This is a genomic window from Thalassomonas actiniarum (assembly GCF_000948975.2).
Lineage (GTDB): Bacteria > Pseudomonadota > Gammaproteobacteria > Enterobacterales > Alteromonadaceae > Thalassomonas > Thalassomonas actiniarum.
Window position 1 is genome coordinate 5,420,811 of the sequence record NZ_CP059735.1, and the last position, 16,840, is coordinate 5,437,650.

16 protein-coding genes are annotated in these 16,840 nt (G+C 46.2%); 7 read left to right on the plus strand and 9 right to left on the minus strand.

Annotated features, from left to right (window positions below):
* Window positions 1–127 precede the first annotated feature (127 nt).
* The 4 genes from pcnB (at window position 128) to panC (ending at window position 3,870) form a co-directional block, all read left to right on the plus strand.
* On the plus strand, window positions 128–1,540 hold the full coding sequence (gene pcnB / locus SG35_RS23665) for a polynucleotide adenylyltransferase PcnB (protein ID WP_420794546.1): 1,413 nt from the start codon (window positions 128–130) through the stop codon (window positions 1,538–1,540).
* A 66-nt stretch (window positions 1,541–1,606) separates the two neighbouring features.
* Window positions 1,607–2,131 carry a 2-amino-4-hydroxy-6-hydroxymethyldihydropteridine diphosphokinase gene (folK, locus tag SG35_RS23670; RefSeq protein ID WP_044835476.1) on the plus strand — a complete coding sequence of 175 codons (525 nt, stop codon included), beginning with the start codon at window positions 1,607–1,609 and terminating at the stop codon, window positions 2,129–2,131.
* Between the two features lie 63 nt (window positions 2,132–2,194).
* Window positions 2,195–2,989 carry a 3-methyl-2-oxobutanoate hydroxymethyltransferase gene (gene panB / locus SG35_RS23675; RefSeq protein WP_044835477.1) on the plus strand — a complete coding sequence of 265 codons (795 nt, stop codon included), beginning with the start codon at window positions 2,195–2,197 and terminating at the stop codon, window positions 2,987–2,989.
* A gap of 29 nt (window positions 2,990–3,018) precedes the next feature.
* Window positions 3,019–3,870 (plus strand): pantoate--beta-alanine ligase, encoded by an 852-nt coding sequence (gene panC / locus SG35_RS23680; RefSeq protein ID WP_044835478.1) that lies wholly within the window; start codon window positions 3,019–3,021, stop codon window positions 3,868–3,870.
* A gap of 174 nt (window positions 3,871–4,044) precedes the next feature.
* Here panC and panP read toward each other — a convergent pair whose 3' ends face one another.
* The 5 genes from panP to efp all read right to left on the minus strand — a co-directional run bounded on the left by panP (window position 4,045) and on the right by efp (window position 9,326).
* Entirely contained in the window at window positions 4,045–5,673 is a 1,629-nt protein-coding gene (panP, locus tag SG35_RS23685; protein WP_044835479.1) for a pyridoxal-dependent aspartate 1-decarboxylase PanP, read from the minus strand.
* Between the two features lie 447 nt (window positions 5,674–6,120).
* Complete coding sequence (gene trmB / locus SG35_RS23690) at window positions 6,121–6,774, minus strand: tRNA (guanine(46)-N(7))-methyltransferase TrmB (protein WP_044835480.1); 654 nt, start codon at window positions 6,772–6,774, stop codon at window positions 6,121–6,123.
* On the minus strand, window positions 6,774–7,547 hold the full coding sequence (locus tag SG35_RS23695; protein ID WP_044835481.1) for an ABC transporter permease: 774 nt from the start codon (window positions 7,545–7,547) through the stop codon (window positions 6,774–6,776). Before SG35_RS23695 ends, trmB begins: the two co-directional genes overlap by 1 nt.
* Window position 7,548: 1 nt before the next feature.
* Window positions 7,549–8,490 (minus strand): ABC transporter ATP-binding protein, encoded by a 942-nt coding sequence (locus tag SG35_RS23700; RefSeq protein ID WP_044835482.1) that lies wholly within the window; start codon window positions 8,488–8,490, stop codon window positions 7,549–7,551.
* Window positions 8,491–8,756: 266 nt separating this feature from the next.
* Window positions 8,757–9,326 (minus strand): elongation factor P, encoded by a 570-nt coding sequence (efp, locus tag SG35_RS23705; protein WP_044835483.1) that lies wholly within the window; start codon window positions 9,324–9,326, stop codon window positions 8,757–8,759.
* A 35-nt stretch (window positions 9,327–9,361) separates the two neighbouring features.
* Here efp and epmB point away from each other — a divergent pair, with 35 nt between their 5' ends.
* Both epmB and SG35_RS23715 read left to right on the plus strand, forming a co-directional pair.
* A complete protein-coding gene (gene epmB / locus SG35_RS23710; RefSeq protein ID WP_044835484.1) occupies window positions 9,362–10,444 on the plus strand; it encodes an EF-P beta-lysylation protein EpmB in 1,083 nt (360 codons plus the stop codon).
* Between the two features lie 74 nt (window positions 10,445–10,518).
* Complete coding sequence (locus SG35_RS23715; protein ID WP_044835485.1) at window positions 10,519–10,830, plus strand: hypothetical protein; 312 nt, start codon at window positions 10,519–10,521, stop codon at window positions 10,828–10,830.
* 22 nt (window positions 10,831–10,852) lie between these two features.
* Here SG35_RS23715 and SG35_RS23720 read toward each other — a convergent pair whose 3' ends face one another.
* From SG35_RS23720 to SG35_RS23735, 4 genes are all read right to left on the minus strand, one after another.
* Entirely contained in the window at window positions 10,853–11,380 is a 528-nt protein-coding gene (locus SG35_RS23720) for a DUF3016 domain-containing protein (RefSeq protein ID WP_044835486.1), read from the minus strand.
* A 178-nt stretch (window positions 11,381–11,558) separates the two neighbouring features.
* Window positions 11,559–12,167, minus strand: a complete 609-nt coding sequence (locus SG35_RS23725; RefSeq protein ID WP_053043379.1) for a tetratricopeptide repeat protein — start codon at window positions 12,165–12,167, stop codon at window positions 11,559–11,561.
* 336 nt (window positions 12,168–12,503) lie between these two features.
* Window positions 12,504–13,847, minus strand: a complete 1,344-nt coding sequence (locus SG35_RS23730) for a sensor histidine kinase (protein WP_044835487.1) — start codon at window positions 13,845–13,847, stop codon at window positions 12,504–12,506.
* 67 nt (window positions 13,848–13,914) lie between these two features.
* On the minus strand, window positions 13,915–15,315 hold the full coding sequence (locus SG35_RS23735) for a sigma-54-dependent transcriptional regulator (RefSeq protein WP_044835488.1): 1,401 nt from the start codon (window positions 15,313–15,315) through the stop codon (window positions 13,915–13,917).
* A gap of 258 nt (window positions 15,316–15,573) precedes the next feature.
* Between SG35_RS23735 and SG35_RS23740 the strand changes: the two genes are divergently transcribed.
* Window positions 15,574–16,830 (plus strand): efflux RND transporter periplasmic adaptor subunit, encoded by a 1,257-nt coding sequence (locus SG35_RS23740; RefSeq protein ID WP_044835489.1) that lies wholly within the window; start codon window positions 15,574–15,576, stop codon window positions 16,828–16,830.
* Window positions 16,831–16,840 lie beyond the last annotated feature (10 nt).

A 16,840-nucleotide genomic window follows, 5' to 3' on the forward strand; every position in this document is an offset into this window, starting at 1 on the left:
GCAAAGATCACTAAATAGTGCGGTTTTTTCATTCTCTTTTGCCCTGTGCTGTTATATCATTGCGCGATAATTTCTAGCGAAAATGCGCATAACCTTGAGGTCAAAAATTATCAAAAGCGTGATTAATTTGTGTAAAAAAGTTCTGGGAAGAAAAACCAACAAAACGGAAAAGAAAACAGCAACATTTTCCAGCCCGGTAGTTTTAACACGTGATCAACACCCGGTTTCCCGAAAACATATCAGCACCAATGCTTTAAAAGTACTGTATCGCTTGAATAAAGGCGGTTACGACGCTTATCTGGTGGGCGGCGGCGTCAGGGATATTATTTTGGGGCTAGAGCCGAAAGATTTTGATATTGCCACCAATGCCACCCCGGAGCAGATTAAAGAGCTGTTTCGCAATTGCCGCCTTATCGGCCGCCGCTTTCGTTTAGCCCATATCGTTTTTGGCCGCGATGTAATCGAAGTCGCCACTTTCCGCGGACACCATGACAACAACCAGGAAAAGGCCAAAGGCAACCAGAAAATCTCCAAGCAGAGCGAGCACGGCATGCTGCTGCGCGATAATATTTACGGCTCAATTGAAGAAGACGCCGAGCGCCGCGATTTTTCCATCAATGCCCTGTATTACTCGGTCACAGATTTTAAAGTTTATGATTTTGCCAATGGCGTCGAAGACGTTCATAACCGTATTATCCGCCTGATCGGCGATCCCGAAACCCGTTACCGCGAAGACCCGGTGCGCATGCTCAGGGCGATCCGTTTTGCCACTAAGCTGGATATGACCATCAGTGAAGAAACCCAGGCGCCTATCGCCGAGTTAGCCCCGCTGCTGGCCAATATTCCCGCCGCCAGGATGTTTGAAGAATTCAATAAACTTTTCCTGTCCGGTAAGGCCCGGGAAAATTTTGATATGTTAAGGGACTACGGCCTGTTTAAATATTTCTTCCCTGTGGTAGAGCAAAGCCTTGAGCAGGAAGAAAATATCCATTTAAACGATTTCATCCGCCTGGCGCTGAAAAATACCGATTTGCGCATCAATAACAACCAAAGGGTTACCCCGGCCTTCTTGCTGGCGGCCATGTTATGGTACCCGCTGCAGGCCCGCATCCAGAGGTTAAATGCCGCCAGTCAGTTAACGCCGCAAGATGCCTTTTTTGCCGCCTATAACGAGCTGATCTCCGAGCAACAACGCAGCATTTCTATCCCGAAACGCTTCCAGCTGGTGATGAAAGATATCTGGATCTTACAGGATAAACTGGCGCGCCGTGACGGCAAACGCGCCTATAAAAGTTTCGAACATCCGAAATTCAGGGCCGGCTACGACTTCCTGTTGCTGCGCGGCGAGATAGAAGGCGGACCGGCACAGGAGCTGGCCAAGTGGTGGACAGATTTTCAGGCCGCTCACCCGGAAACCCAGCAACAAATGATCAAAGCGGTTGCGGTTAACCGCCCCGGCGCCCGCAGATCCAGCCGCAAGCGGAAAAAACCCGGCAGTCAGAGCGCCAATAAGGCAAGCTCTGAGAAAAACAGTGTCTGACAACCGCCACTTTGACGCAGACTTTTAGCTTAAATTTTTGGCTTAGAAATAGACCCGATCAAGCACATGAGTACAGACAACTCCCCGGTTAACTTAGAAAAACATACTGCCTACATAGGGTTAGGCAGTAACCTATCCGATCCGCAGGCGCAAATTCGCCAGGCCATTGTTGCCATAGCGGGCATAGCAGACTCAAGTATTCTCCGGATATCTTCCTTATATTTCAGTAAGCCTATGGGGCCACAAGATCAGCCGGATTATATGAATGCCGTGCTGGCATTAACAACGGAGTTAACCCCGCTAGCCTTACTCGATGCCCTGCAAGACATAGAAAACAAAGCCGGACGGGTGCGCAAAGACAACCGCTGGGGCGCACGGGTACTGGATCTTGATATCCTGCTGTTTGACCAGGAAATTATCGATAACGAACGCCTGACAGTGCCTCATTATGGCATGAAAGAACGAGAGTTTGTGCTCTTGCCACTGGCTGAAATAGCCCCTTCGCTGACATTGCCCTGTGGTGAGTCCGTGCTGGAGCTGAGCAAAAACATTAACCCTAACGGGCTGAAAATACACAGCAAACTCGGCTAAGTGCTGATAAAAAGTGCTGACGATGCTTATTTTTAACGGAAAAGAGCTTTAACGGAAAAAATTATGGCGAAAATAACAACATCCCGCTTATTAAAAATGAAAGAGCAAGGGGAGAAAATTTCCACCATTACCGCTTACGATGCCAGTTTTGCCAAGATCTTTGATCAGGCGGGCATTCATGCCATTTTAATCGGCGACTCCCTCGGCATGGTTTTGCAGGGAGAAAATGATACCGTACCGGTAACCATAGAAGATATGGCCTATCACACCCGTTGTGTCAGCAAAGGGGTAGAAGAAACCTTAGTGATCAGCGATATGCCTTTTATGAGCTACGCCACCAAAGAACAGGCTTTTGTCAACGCCACTAAGTTGATGCAGGCGGGCGCTAACATCGTCAAAATGGAAGGCGGCAGCTGGCTGATAGAGACTATCTCTTCCCTGGTAGAGCGTGGTATTCCGGTATGCGGCCATTTAGGTTTAACCCCTCAATCTGTCCATGTTTTAGGCGGCTTCAAGGTACAGGGACGCGAGCAGGACAAAGCGCTGGAAATGATCGCCCAGGCAAAAGAACTGGAACAGGCAGGTGTGCAGTTATTGGTACTGGAATGTATTCCTGCCGAGCTGGGTAAAGCCATCTCAGAAGCGGTGAATATCCCCACTATCGGCATAGGCGCAGGTAAAGATACCGACGGCCAGATTTTGGTGATGCACGATGCCTTAGGCATTTCCTGCAGTTATATGCCAAAATTCTCAAGGAATTTCCTGGTAGATACCGGTGATATCAAAAAAGCGATCGAGCTTTATATCAGTGAAGTAAGCAAAGGCAACTTCCCCGGCCCCGAGCATATTTTTAAGTAAGCCGTCCAAGCGAGCGAGTAAGAGATAACATGAAAACAGTTAATGACATTACCGCGCTGCGCCAACAGATCAATGAATGGCGCCAGCAAGGCCTTAAAATAGCCTTTGTGCCGACCATGGGCAACTTACATGCCGGACATATAGCTTTAGTTGAAGAAGCCCGTAAACATGCGGACAAGGTGGTTGCCAGCATCTTTATCAATCCGATGCAGTTCGGCGCCAACGAAGACATCGACAGCTATCCGAAAACCTTAGGCGAGGATCAGCAAAAACTGATCGCCGCGGGCACGGAGCTGCTGTTTACCCCGACTGCGGCCATCATCTACCCCAAGGGGCTGGATCAGCAAACCTACATCGAAGTGCCGGATGTCTCCGAAGGCAGCTGCGGCGAAAGCCGTCCCGGTCATTTTCGCGGCGTTGCCACCATAGTTGCCAAGCTGTTCAACCTGGTACAGCCCGATGTTGCCTGTTTCGGTAAAAAAGATTACCAACAGCTCCAGGTGATTCAAACTATGGTGGAAGATCTGTCGATGCCGATCCGCATCATAGGTGTTGAAACCGTACGCGAGGCCTCGGGTTTAGCGATGAGCTCCCGCAACGGTTATTTAACCGAACAGGAAAAAGCCATGGCTCCGGCCTTAAGACAGGCCCTGTTATGGTTAGGGGAGCAGCTTGAACAAGGCAACCAGGACTATCAAGCCCTGAGCAAGCAGGCAGCCGGAAAAATCAACCTGGCAGGACTCAATACCGACTATATCGATATTCGCCATGCCCGTACCCTGGCCCGGCCAAAGCCGGCAGACAAGGAGCTGGTGATCCTGGCTGCTGCCCATTGCGGTAAAGCCCGGCTGATCGATAATTTACAGGTCTCTGTAAAGTAAGATTAAAGTAGCGAATAGATAAAGGGGAGCTTTTTAGCTCCCCTTTTTAATTACAGGACGTAATGTATGTCACGGGTTCACGGATGAACTGGAGTGACGCTACAGGACGTAATCTATGTCACGGGTTCACGGATGAACAGCAATGACGATAATGCTTGTTTTTCTAGAGAAGTCTTACAGCATAGCCTTCAGCTGGGGATAGAAGTTCTCACTTTCCTGGGCCAACTCGGTTTGTTCCTGTAAAATATCATGCAAAATTTCTTTAGAAGTCAGCGGGTTGGCAAGTACCACTCTGAATACCAGAATTTTCTCACCGCCGTAACGGGAAACTTCAATCCGGGTACGGGAAACAAACGATTTACCGTTCTCCCGCTGACGTTTCTGGATAAACTTGGTGAGCTTGCCCAATAAGCCGTTAATCTCTTGCTGCTGCTCTTGTGAGCCATTACGCAAGAGCTCCTGTATCCCGGGAGGAACATAGCGGTAGGTCAATAAACATAGCTCAGGCTCGGAAATCAATTCGAATTCCGGGTGCTGGTTAATGATCCCAGCAAAATAAGCGGCTTTTTCTATACCCTGATTGATCAACATTTCATAACCCGGGCGGCTGATAATATGCAAACTGGCATACACCAGCATCGCCATACCCGGACGGGAACCTTCCAGGGTATGACTCCCCAAATCTTTCGAGCCCTTACGCAGGATATACTCGGCATGATGCTCGATGGCGGTTACCGAGGAAGGATTTTTAAAGACCACCAATCCTGCCCCCATAGGCACATACATTTGTTTGTGGGCGTCTATGGTGACAGAATCGGCCCGCTCTATGCCGTTAAGCAAAGGACGGTATTTTTCCGACAGCAAGGTTGCCCCACCCCAGGCGGCATCCACATGGAAGTGACAGCCGTATTCCCCGGCGATATCCGCCATCTCGTTTAACGGATCGATATTGCCGGTTTCCGTGGTACCTGCCACGCCGACAATACTTAAAATCTTGATATTGTTTTCCGTCAGCTCCCGGCACTTCTGGCGCAGTAACTGACAATCGATGCGGTTATCTTCATCGGTAGGAATAGCAATCACACTTTCCTGGCCTATGCCCAGCACATCGGCAGACTTTTTCAGGGAATAATGGCCGCGCTCCGACACCAGAATCGCCAAACCGTCGCAGTCATAATGTTTAAGGGCTTTAAACAGGCCTTCGCGGGCAATGCCTTTAAAATCGCCGTCCGGCTTTAACAGGTTATTGCGTGCCACCCACAAGGCGGTCAGGTTGGCAACCGTGCCGCCTGAGCAAAAGGCGCCCAGGGAATGGTTGGCACTGTGCATCCAGCGCTGGTAAAAGTCTTCTTCATCCCGGTAAACCAGGCGATGTATCATGCCCAGCACCTGGCGCTCCAGCGGGGTAAAAGCCTTGGAAGTTTCTATCTTCACCAGGTTCTGGTTAAGGCCCACCATCAGCTTGGACAGGGGTAAAATAAAATACGGCAGCGCCGAAGTCATATGACCGATAAAACTCGGGCTGGAAGTATGTACCGACTGCGAGATCAGTTTATCCAACAAATGGTGCATATGATCCGAAACAAATTCCGGCTCTTCCGGGATCTGCGAACAGGCAAAGTCCTGCTCGATATCGGTTAATGGCTTTTCAGTCGCAACAATATGGTTGCCAAGAAAACCCGCCAGGTTTTCTGAGATCTCTTTCTCGATCAAACCCAGGGTTGATTCCGGAGCTTCTGGAATTGTGAAGATGCGATGCAAAGACTCTTGAGTTGCTTTTGCTTTACGCTTGCCAGTCGTCATACCTTACCATTCTTTACATTTTGCTTAGCTATCTAGTTAGCTATTTATTTAATTATTTGCTTAGCAAAAAGCCTGATTGCTTTTGAATGCGGCACTGTAATAAAAAATGAAGCAAAAGTCTTCTCTTTTTAGTAAGAAGTCATACCAGCTTGCTGGTTTTCTTGTTACTCCTATAGGGAACTGGCGACATAAATCAAAGCAAACTGTGATAAGGCAACACAGGATAAAGCCGGGACAAAGACATTTTTTCTTATGGTTAAGCGCATGATAGTTATCTCTTGTTAAATTCACAGGAACATAAACAAGATCCAGACCACAAAACTATACCTTTGATTTATAAGAGATATATGAAAGATTGAGGATTTGCCCTGAACAAGGGTTTAGCAGATAACACTAAATAGTGGGGAGATTTACCAATATCCCCACTATCTTACCGCGAATAGTCCTTTAGATAGTTAACTGCCAGCATTGCTGGCCGCTGGCCCGGTATTTTGCCTCAAACGGCGTTAACGGCTCGGCATCTGTCACCTCACTAATATCACCGCTTTTTCCGGCAATTTCGGCGGCAAACAGAAACTCTTCCAGATATAAACGCCAGTTGCTGCGCAGGATGATCTGCTCGCCGATATTGATAATATCCGGGAACACGGCAGTGCCGTGCCAGCGCCGCTGCACGTGCTTGGCTTTAGGCCAGGGATTGGGATAAAGAATATAATGCTTAGCTACTTGCCACTGCGCCTTAGTCACCAGGCGGTAAAAGTCGTTAAGATCGGCGCGGATCAAATGATAATTATCCGCCTGCCAGATATCTTCGACATTGCGCTCGATACGATGGGCGGATTTATCCACCCCTATCACTAAGGCCTCGGGATTATTTTTCGCCAGAATACGGGTACTTTGCCCGACACCGCAGCAGGAGTCTAAAATCACCTCGCCGTCAAAAGCCTTAACCTTGGCATCAATTTCGGCAAAAGCGTCCAGGGTATGTTGCTGGAACGGCTTTTTCGAGGCATGGCTTAAATGCTTGTTGACAATATCCGCCAGGTTTTCGTGGATCCCCGGCTGGTTGCTGATAATAGCTTTTGAATCTCCGAAACTCATTAACTTCTCAATCCTATACCTTTGGTGATCAAGGTCATGGCTATGGTAAATAAAGTTACAATAAAGACGCCCAATACGGAAAATGCCAGGGTCAGGTCAACATCACTGATACCCAGGAAACCATAACGGAAGGCATTCACCATATAAACGATGGGGTTGATTTGCGATACCCCCTGCCAAAACTCCGGTAACAGGCTAATCGAATAAAACACCCCGCCCAAATAGGTTAACGGCGTCAGCACAAAGGTCGGGATAATGGAAATATCATCGAAACTGCCGGCAAAAACCGCATTGATCAGTCCCCCCAGGGAAAATACCGCCGAGGTCAGACATACGGTAATGATGATCACTGCCAGGTTATGGATCTGAATATCGACAAAGAACAAAGACACTAAGGTGACGATCAGGCCCACCAGGATACCGCGGGCCATACCGCCGCCGACATAACCGGCGACGATCACCCAGTTGGGCACCGGGGCCACCAGCATTTCTTCAACATTCCGCTGCCATTTGGCGCTGAAAAAAGAAGAGGCGACATTGGAATAGGAATTAGTGATCACACTCATCATGATCAGCCCGGGCACAATAAAGGACATGTAATCAAAGCCGCCCATTTCACCGATGCGTGAGCCGATCAGCGAGCCAAAAATCACAAAATATAAGGTAATGGTAATGGCTGGCGGCACTAAGGTTTGCACCCAGATACGCATAAAACGGTTTATTTCTTTATAAAGTATGCTCTTTAAGGCAATACGGTTAACCAAAGCCGACATCTTAATTGTTCTCCTGAGCAGCGGCATCTGCCTGGCCATTGCCTATCAAACTGACAAATAATTCTTCCAGGCGGTTGCTTTTATTTCTCATACTGTACACTTCAATCCCCTGCTCGCTCAGCTGACTGAACACCTGGTTGATACTCTGGGATTTTTTCACATCCACTTCCAGGGTATGATCATCTATCATCCGGCTGTTGAAATCCGTTAATTGCTCGCAAACACTGCCTTTGGCGATATCGAGCACAAAAGTTTCCATATCTAATTTCGCCAGCAAGGCCTTCATATTGGTGTTTTCAACAATAGTGCCTTTATCGATAATGGCGATATTGCGGCATAACATTTCCGCTTCTTCCAGATAATGGGTGGTTAAAATAATGGTGATGCCCTGCTTGTTAATTTCCCGAAGGAAATCCCACATAGAGCGGCGCAGCTCAATATCGACCCCGGCAGTTGGTTCATCCAAAATCAATATCTTAGGTTCATGCATCAAGGCCCGGGCAATCATCAACCGGCGCTTCATGCCCCCGGACAGCATACGGGCAGAGTCGTTACGTTTATCCCATAACTCCAGTAGTTTCAGGTACTTTTCAGCGCGCTGGCGCGCCAGGGAGCGTTCGACACCATAATAACCCGCCTGATTAACCAAAATGGTCATCAATTTTTCAAACTGGTTAAAATTAAATTCCTGCGGCACCAGGCCTAAATGGCTCTTGGCCTTTTCCAGCTCGGTATCGATATCATGGCCGAACACCTTAACCTTACCCGAAGTTTTATTCACCAGGGAGGAGATAATACCGATAGTGGTCGATTTACCGGCGCCGTTAGGCCCCAACAAGGCAAAGAAGTCCCCTTGTTTCACCGTTAAATCTATGCCTTTAAGGGCCTTAAATCCGCCTTTATATACTTTTTCTAAATGAGAAATTTCTAACGCGTGCTGCATGCTTAATACCTAAATCATTTGAACTTTACTAAATGAGGGAGCAGATCGCCTTTTTCAAGTAGGCACCGGGATATATTGTGACGCTTACCTGCCGGTTGAAATCAGGACATAATTGCTCTGTGAAGTCCATTTCAACGCAATATACCGTCCATCCCTGGACATAAAAAAACCAGCAATGTTGTTTCCCGAAATAAAAGCCGGGATAACAAGACGGCTGGTTTCATCAGCCCGGCCGAGATTAAACTCAGCCGGAAAACAAGCTTAAGTTACTTACCTGCGCGTGATACATATTCGCCGGAGCGGGTATCCACTTTAACCACTTCACCGATTTGTACAAATAAAGGCACACGAACAACAGCGCCAGTGCTTAAGGTAGCAGGCTTGCCACCGGTACCCGCAGTATCGCCTTTAAGGCCCGGATCGGTTTCGGTGACTTCCAGCTCAACAAAGTTAGGCGGGGTTACCGAAATAGGTGAACCGTTCCACTGGGTAATGGTACAAACATTGCCTTCCACCAGCCATTTTTCGGCATCGGCAACCGCTTTTTCATCCGCAGCGATTTGCTCGAAAGTGTCATTGTTCATAAAGTGCCAGAATTCACCGTCGGCATAAAGGTACGCCAGTTCGCTGTCCATCACATCAGCGCCTTCAACGCTCTCACCTGATTTGAACGTTTTTTCCAGTACCTTACCGGAAATTAATTTGCGAATTTTCACCCGATTAAAAGCTTGACCTTTACCCGGTTTAACGATTTCATTCTCAAGAATGTTGCAAGGTTCGCCGTCAAGCATTATTTTAAGCCCGGCTTTGAATTGGTTTGTACTGAAATTAGCCATAATGTTCTCAATTAACGCAGAGATATAAATTAGAAATGCCGCAGATAATAACCCAAATCAGCGAACAATTGCACACTTCTTGGCAAAAAGAATTGGCAAATGTTGTGACAGATCCAAAAACCTTACTGGAAATGCTGGATATTGCCCCACAGGCCTATCAGGATCACTTTAAGGCGAGGAAATTATTTCCGGTACGCGTGCCCCGGCCTTTTATCAAACGCATGAAAAAAGGCGATATTAACGACCCGCTGTTAATGCAAGTAATGCCGTTAAGCGATGAATTTGACCTGAGCGACGGTTATCTCACCGATCCGCTGCAAGAACATGATACCGTCGCCGAAGGGTTATTACACAAATACCGCCACCGGGTGCTGATGATAGTCAAAGCCGGCTGCGCGGTGAATTGCCGCTACTGTTTCCGCCGCCACTTTCCCTACGCCGATAACAGCCCGAACAAGGCCCGCTGGCAGCAGGCCCTGGACTATATCGCCGAACATCAAGAAATCAGTGAAGTCATTTTCAGCGGCGGCGACCCCTTGATGGCCAGTGACGAACATCTGGCCTGGCTGGTAGATAAAATTGAAGCTATCCCCCATGTAAAACGCCTGCGTCTGCACAGCCGCTTACCTGTAGTCATCCCGCAGCGGATAACAAAGGCGCTGGTTAAATTGCTTGCCGATAGCCGGTTGAAAGCCACCATAGTCTTTCATATCAACCACGCCAATGAAGTCGATGAAGCCTTTATCTCGGCAATAGAGCCGTTACGGGCTGCACGTATTCCGCTGTTTAACCAAAGCGTATTGCTTAAAGGGGTAAACGATAACAGCGAAGTTCTATGCCGGTTAAGCGAAGTTTTATTTGATAACGGCATACAGCCTTATTACCTGCATATGTTTGATCCCGTCCAGGGGGCCGCCCACTTTGATATCAAAGAAGCGCATGCGGTAAAAATAGTCAATGAAATGCTGGCGGTTTTACCCGGCTTCCTGATGCCGAAACTGGTACGGGAAATTGCCGGTGAAGCCAACAAAACACCGATTAATTTAACTTATGGCATAACGGCAGAACTTCTTCAGCCCGAACTGACGGAAAGTAAGGGAAATAGCGACATAAGCTAACAAAACCTTATCTAATTTGGCATAATAAGCCGATAATGGCACAAGCAGCCGCTAAGCGAAAAATGTGAAGATATATGACTGAAACAGCAAACGTTAATCAACAACTCATCGAAAATATTTCTATTATCCTGAAAAAATCTCTGACCGCGGATGCCACCCTGCAGGATCTGCGGGAACATAAAAAAGCCGGTTTTGAAGCTATTTTTAAAAAAGACGCCGGCTTTAAATGCTCCGCCAATACTTTTCAGCCTTACGTCCAGGAAGTGGCGGATAACCTGCTGTACTGGCAAGAGCACCAGGATCAACCGACCCTGGTCACCTTAGTCAAACAAATAGAACAGTTATTCACCGTGCTAGGCCAGTTTGAAAACAGCCACAGCAAATAACATCACGGGGGAATAAGCAGGTTTATTCCCCTTGCTTTACGGCAGCTACGACAGGAGAAAAAGTTTCTTCAAACCAGTCATCAAGCATGTTTTTTTCATAATTTAAAGATTCTGTTCGATGCTTTAACCGGCTGCCGCGCATAAAACTCATGTCTTTAAGGTTCACCTCACCCGAGCTCAGTACCGTTTCATCAGCAGCAAGTAACTGATAGGAAAACGTCATGCGCGGAGCATAAATTTCTTTAATGATCCTTATTTGCCTGTGGCTGCCAAAGCGCACATCTCCCGCCAGGTCGACATCAGTTACCTCAATTTTTAATTGTTGCTTTTCCGGCAACCTGGCAGCCAGTTTTGCAAAATATGACTCAAGCTCTTTAAAAGTTCGTTCCTGAAAGCGCTTGCGGTTCTCGTCACCGGGGCGGATATCCCGGTATTTTTCCGGCTCCGTCCACTTAACCTCACTGCCTGCGGCAAAAGCGGTAGACAAAGCCGTTGATGTCATCAGTAATAAAGCACCTGTGGTAATGATCAAGCCTATATGTTTTTTCATTATTAAATCCCTTATTTAAAGTTGCTATCAAGGTGGGTTATAGCAATGAAACCTCTATGGTATAAGACCACAGACCCGGGGAAAAAGTCACTGATAATTGTTATTTTTTGTATAGATTTGTCATCAATGAATAAGGGATTGAGCATTCCCGGCCGGTTTAGCTGATGACCCGGGCGGGTTATTTAGCATTAAATTGATTATAACGTTTACGGATTTCAGCCTGCAGTTCTGTTAATTCGTCTGCCGACAAGCGTTTGCCGATGAAATATCTATGAACATAAGCCATTTCATCTCCCGCCATGGCCGCCAAGCCGCACCAGAGGTAAGCCTGTTTATTATCTTTTTCTACCCCCTGGCCATGGTAGTATTTCATGCCCAGGTTGTCTTGAGCCAATAAATGTCCCTGCAGGGCGGCTTTTCGGTACCAATAAACCGCTTGTTTATAGTCTTGCTTCATCCCCCGGCCAAAATTATACATAGTACCTAAGTTATTTTGGGCAGCGGCATGTCCCCGCTTTGCAGCCTGCAAGTACCAATGAGCGGCTTTTTTGTAGTCTTGTTTAGTACCGCTGCCCTGCTCGTACATGGTGCCAAGATAAAATTGGGCTTGCCTAAACCCCGACTCTGCCGCTGTTAAATACCAGGTAAAGGCCGTTTTATAATCTTGCTTTTGATCGGCAGCCAAACCTTTAGCAAAATGCTCCTGCCCTTCAGCACTGCCTTGTGCCAAAGCAGCATTGGCCGAACTTGTCGCTATGATAAAAATAACAACCCACTTCCATTTCACCTTAATAACCTCCTTGTTTATTAACAGTCAGAAAACTCCATCAAACAAAAAAACATCAAGTTTTTCCGTTTGGGGATAGCGGCTATTTATCTTATAACTCTATGTTGCTTTTAAATTTATTCAACATTCCCGTTAAAAAACACTCAAGGATGAAAAGACGCTTTCAAAAATTTAACTTTAGCTATACAGAAAACAACAGAATTATCCGTTACTGCTCACACTCCCCTTGCCCCTGTCAGCTAATTGTCGCTAACTAATAGCTGGCTGTAACTATCACTCAATATATTCACGACCTCTAAATTTTGGACTTTAGAAGCTTGATTATAATCAGTAACATTATCCAAATATGCATCGAAAGCAAGCGCCTTGGCTCCTGGTGACGTACACAAGATCACCGCCATGGTTGATCATAATCTGCCTGGAGAGACTTAACCCTATACCCGAACCTTGCTGTTTAGTGGTGAAAAAGGGCACAAAAATCATTTCAATAACATGTTTGGCAATACCGGCACCGTTATCCGTTATTTCAACAAACAGTTGTTGTGCATCGTTTTTGGCTGCCGTGAGTTTGATTTTTCCCTGGCTGTCGCCATTATGCTCAATGTTTTCTACTTGGTTAAAGTAAAGAGTTAATGCTTCAATGGCGTTCTTAACAAGGTTAATGAGCACTTGCTCTATTTGCCCGCTATCTAACATAACCAATTGCCGGCATTGGATATCAATTGCTAATTCTATTTTGCTCTCTTTGAGCTCCCGGCGATGAAGCATTTGAATGTGCTCCAAAATAGTGTCTATGGCAACGGGAACTAATTGTGGCATGGGTAAACTGCTGATCTGCCTGAAACTCGCGATAAACTCGCCTAAATGGTGAGTACGCGAAGCCAGTGTCTGTAGCGCAAAACTTAAATCTTGTTTACTTTCATCATCGCTAAAACATAATTGCTGTGGGATAAGTCCTTCACAAGTCTGTGCTATAGAGGCGAGTGGGGTAATGGTATTGGCTACTTCATGTGTTAATACTTGTGTTAATCGTTTATAGGCCTGCTGCTCTTTATTTAACAGCATTTCGTGAATTGACTGTAAGGTCACTATTTTATGCTCTTTGCCTTGAATCTCGGCAATGCTTACCTGTAGCGTCAGGGTGTCTTGTTGTTCACCATGTAACCATTGTACCGTGCTGCGCAGGTTTTTTTCTGCAGCGAGTACCATAGTACCAATATGACTCAATTCACTGAGGTTTTTGATACTTTTTCCCATCAGCCGGGCGACCGCAGGGTTAGAGTCAACGACATTTCCTTTGCCATCACAAACAAGAACTGCAAGATCGATATGCACTAACAGCGCTTTTAAAAACTCGCTTTGATGCTCAGCGGCAAATCGTGCCGATTGCATTTGTTGCTTAACCTGGTCGTAATACTCTCGCATCGGATGATGGCGGGCGAATCCTAAGGTGTTATCACCATTAGCAAGCGCTCTAATAACTTGTATCAGCTGTTTATTTTGGCTTTTAAGGAGAGAAAATAATGCGGCTGTGAAACTCACCGATAAAGTTAACACCAATAACCAGGCCGGTGATATGCCTGTCTTGATGTACATACAGGTAAGCAATACTACGCAAGTTATTAGCAAGACTAAGTTGGCGGTAAATATTATTAATGGTCGTCGGCTGATGTTGTCCATTTTAATTGCTCTTCTATGTTATTTTACTCACGGTACATAGCTAAGCCTTGCTAAAGCATTTAGCCGGTTATAAATCGTACCTTTCCAGTCGGCGATACATAGCGCCGCGTGTTAAGCCTAATGCTTTAGCTGCCTGAGTGACATTGCCTTGATGGAATTTAAGTGCTGCCCTTACAGCCCGTTGCTCTAAAATTTCCAGGTCAAAGGTATCGTAACTATGATTGTTTTCAGCAGCTGCTTCGCTTATTTGTCTGCCGGGCAACTCACAGGCATCTGCCGGTATAACGGCACGAATATCCACATATTCACTGTCACTTAGGATCACGGCTCGCTCAATAGAGTGTGCCAACTCACGTACATTACCAGGCCAGGAGTAACGGCAAAGTAACTCAAGGTCGCCGGGGGTAATGGATAATGCTCTTTTATATTTTTGATTGAAGTAATCAAGATAATACTCTGTCAGCAATGGGATATCTTCAATGCGCTCTCTTAGAGGCGGCAAGCGAATTTCAACGGTATTAATTCGATACAAGAGATCTTGTCGGAACCTGTTATCGAGCACCGCTTGTGGTAAGTTTTCATTGGTTGCGCTGATGAGTCGAATATCGACATCTATAGTCTTTGCACTGCCCACGGGTGTAACTTGACGGTTCTGTAATGCCGCCAATAACGTCGCTTGTTGCTGGGCGGGCAAATTAGCTAATTCATCTAAAAATAACGTACCGCCATGGGCAAGTTCAAAATGCCCTACCCGATCTTCTTTCGCATCGGTAAAGGCACCTTTTTTATGACCAAATAATTCACTTTCAAACAAACTTTCAGCAAGCGAGCCCATATCTAAACCAATAAAGGGGTGGGCACTTCTGTTGCTCGCCATATGAATGGCGTGTGCGGCGAGCTCTTTGCCGGTTCCGCTTTCACCGGTGAGTAAAATATTGGCGTCGGTCTGTGCGGCTTTTTCTATGGTGTCAAAAACCGTTTGCATGGCAGGGCTCTGTCCCAAAAACTCAAACTTTTGATTGCTGAGCGCCTGATTGAGGCCTTGCGCTTGACGGGTGAGTTTATTGACCCTTTGTTTGTCTTTGGCATGAGAAAAAGCCGCTGCCACAACCCCCTGTAGCTGTTCATTTTTCCACGGTTTGGCAATAAAATCGGCAGCTCCGGCTTTAATGGCTTCTACGGCAAGCGTAATATCACTGTACGCTGTCATCAATACCACGACAACGGCAGGGTCCTGGGTGATAATTTTCTTTAACCAGTAAAACCCTTCCTGGCCACTTATTGCGTCATGATTGAAATTCATATCAAGCAAAATAACTTCTATTTGTTGTTCTTTAAGAAGTTTTTCTATGTCGAAGGGATTATCTGTGGTGATAACCGTTTGATAATATTGCTTAAGTAGTAATTTTACTGCAATTAAAATATCAGGATTATCATCTACAACTAAAATGGCGCCTTCCTGTTTCATCCAATCTATCCCTCTGCTGTGAATATCGGGTCTAACTCAATGTTATTTAGAGAGCTTAACAAGATTGCGTCCAAAAATGGACACCAGATTACAACTAAGTGTTCTATAGGCGGACACCTTATCATAAAAACAAGGTTCGACTTCATCACAACCACCTGTATTTGTTATGTTTTATTTTTTGGCATGAATGTTGTTCTATTTTCTTGGTAGCAGCAGTTTGCGTGACACTTAATACACGCATAGAGAGGAGTCGTCTTTATGGACAAAAAAATAACCCGTTCACCACTACAAAAATACCTTAAAAAAGCGCTTTTGCTTGCGGGGGGCATTGGTTTTGCTGCTGCCGTATATAGCTTTAGTCAATCTGCTGCCGGCGGGCGTAGTCATAACTTAACCCTAAGCAGTATTACGGTAAGTCCGGTCACACAAGGGGCATTCGTTGATGCGCTTAGTTTACGCGGCCAGGTAGTTCCAAAAACAACGATTTACTTAGATACCGTTGCCGGCGGTCGAGTTGAGCAGCGCTTAGTTGAACAAGGCGCGTATGTCGACAAAGGACAGCCATTAGTACGTTTGAGCAATACCAACTTACAGCTTGATGTGATGGGGCGTGAAGCACAAGTAACTGAACAGCTGAATTTCTTACGCAATACGCAAATGAACATGGAAACCAGCCGATTGAATTTGCGTCGCGATTTATTGGAAATAAACCTGCAAATCAGTCACCTGGAGCGGCGTTTAAAGCAGACAAAACCTTTAGTAACATCGGGCGCCCTTGCCAAAGACAGGCTTGATGAGCTTAACAGTGACTTAACTTATTACCGCTCGAGAAAACAGCTCACAATTGAACGGCAAAAACAAGAAAACAGTATCCGCCAGGTACAAATTAAACAATTGGAAGACAGCGCAGTCATGCTCGATAAAAATTTAAAATTTGCCCGCAGAAACTTAGAAAACCTGTTAATTAAAGCGCCTGTAGCAGGTTATTTGAGCGAGTTGAATGTCGAAATTGGCGAGTCGAAAGAGCGAGGTGCCCGCTTAGGACAAATCGATATTCCAAATGAGTACAAGCTGGCCATTGCCCTGGATGAATTTTACTTGAATCAGGTACAGCTAGACGCTGTTGTTTTGATCAAGCTGGAGACGGGCGATATTCAAGCCAAGGTCAGTAAAATTGACAGCCGGGTCAATCAATCCCAGTTTCAAATTGAGGTCGACTTACCCAGGACGGATAGCAACATCAAACGCGGCCAGAGTCTTGATGTTGAGTTAATGCTTGGCGGCAATAAAGAAAACGCTTTACTGCTCAGCCGTGGCGGCTTTTTTACCAGCAGCGGCGGTAATTGGGCTTATGTACTTAATCAAACGGGTGACAAAGCCGAGCGCCGAAATATTCGTTTAGGTAAAAAAAATAAACACTACTTTGAAGTGTTATCGGGTTTGGCTTTAGGTGACAAGGTCATCACCTCAAGTTACGGCAACTTCGATAACGCACAACAATTACAATTAAATTAGGGAAATAATA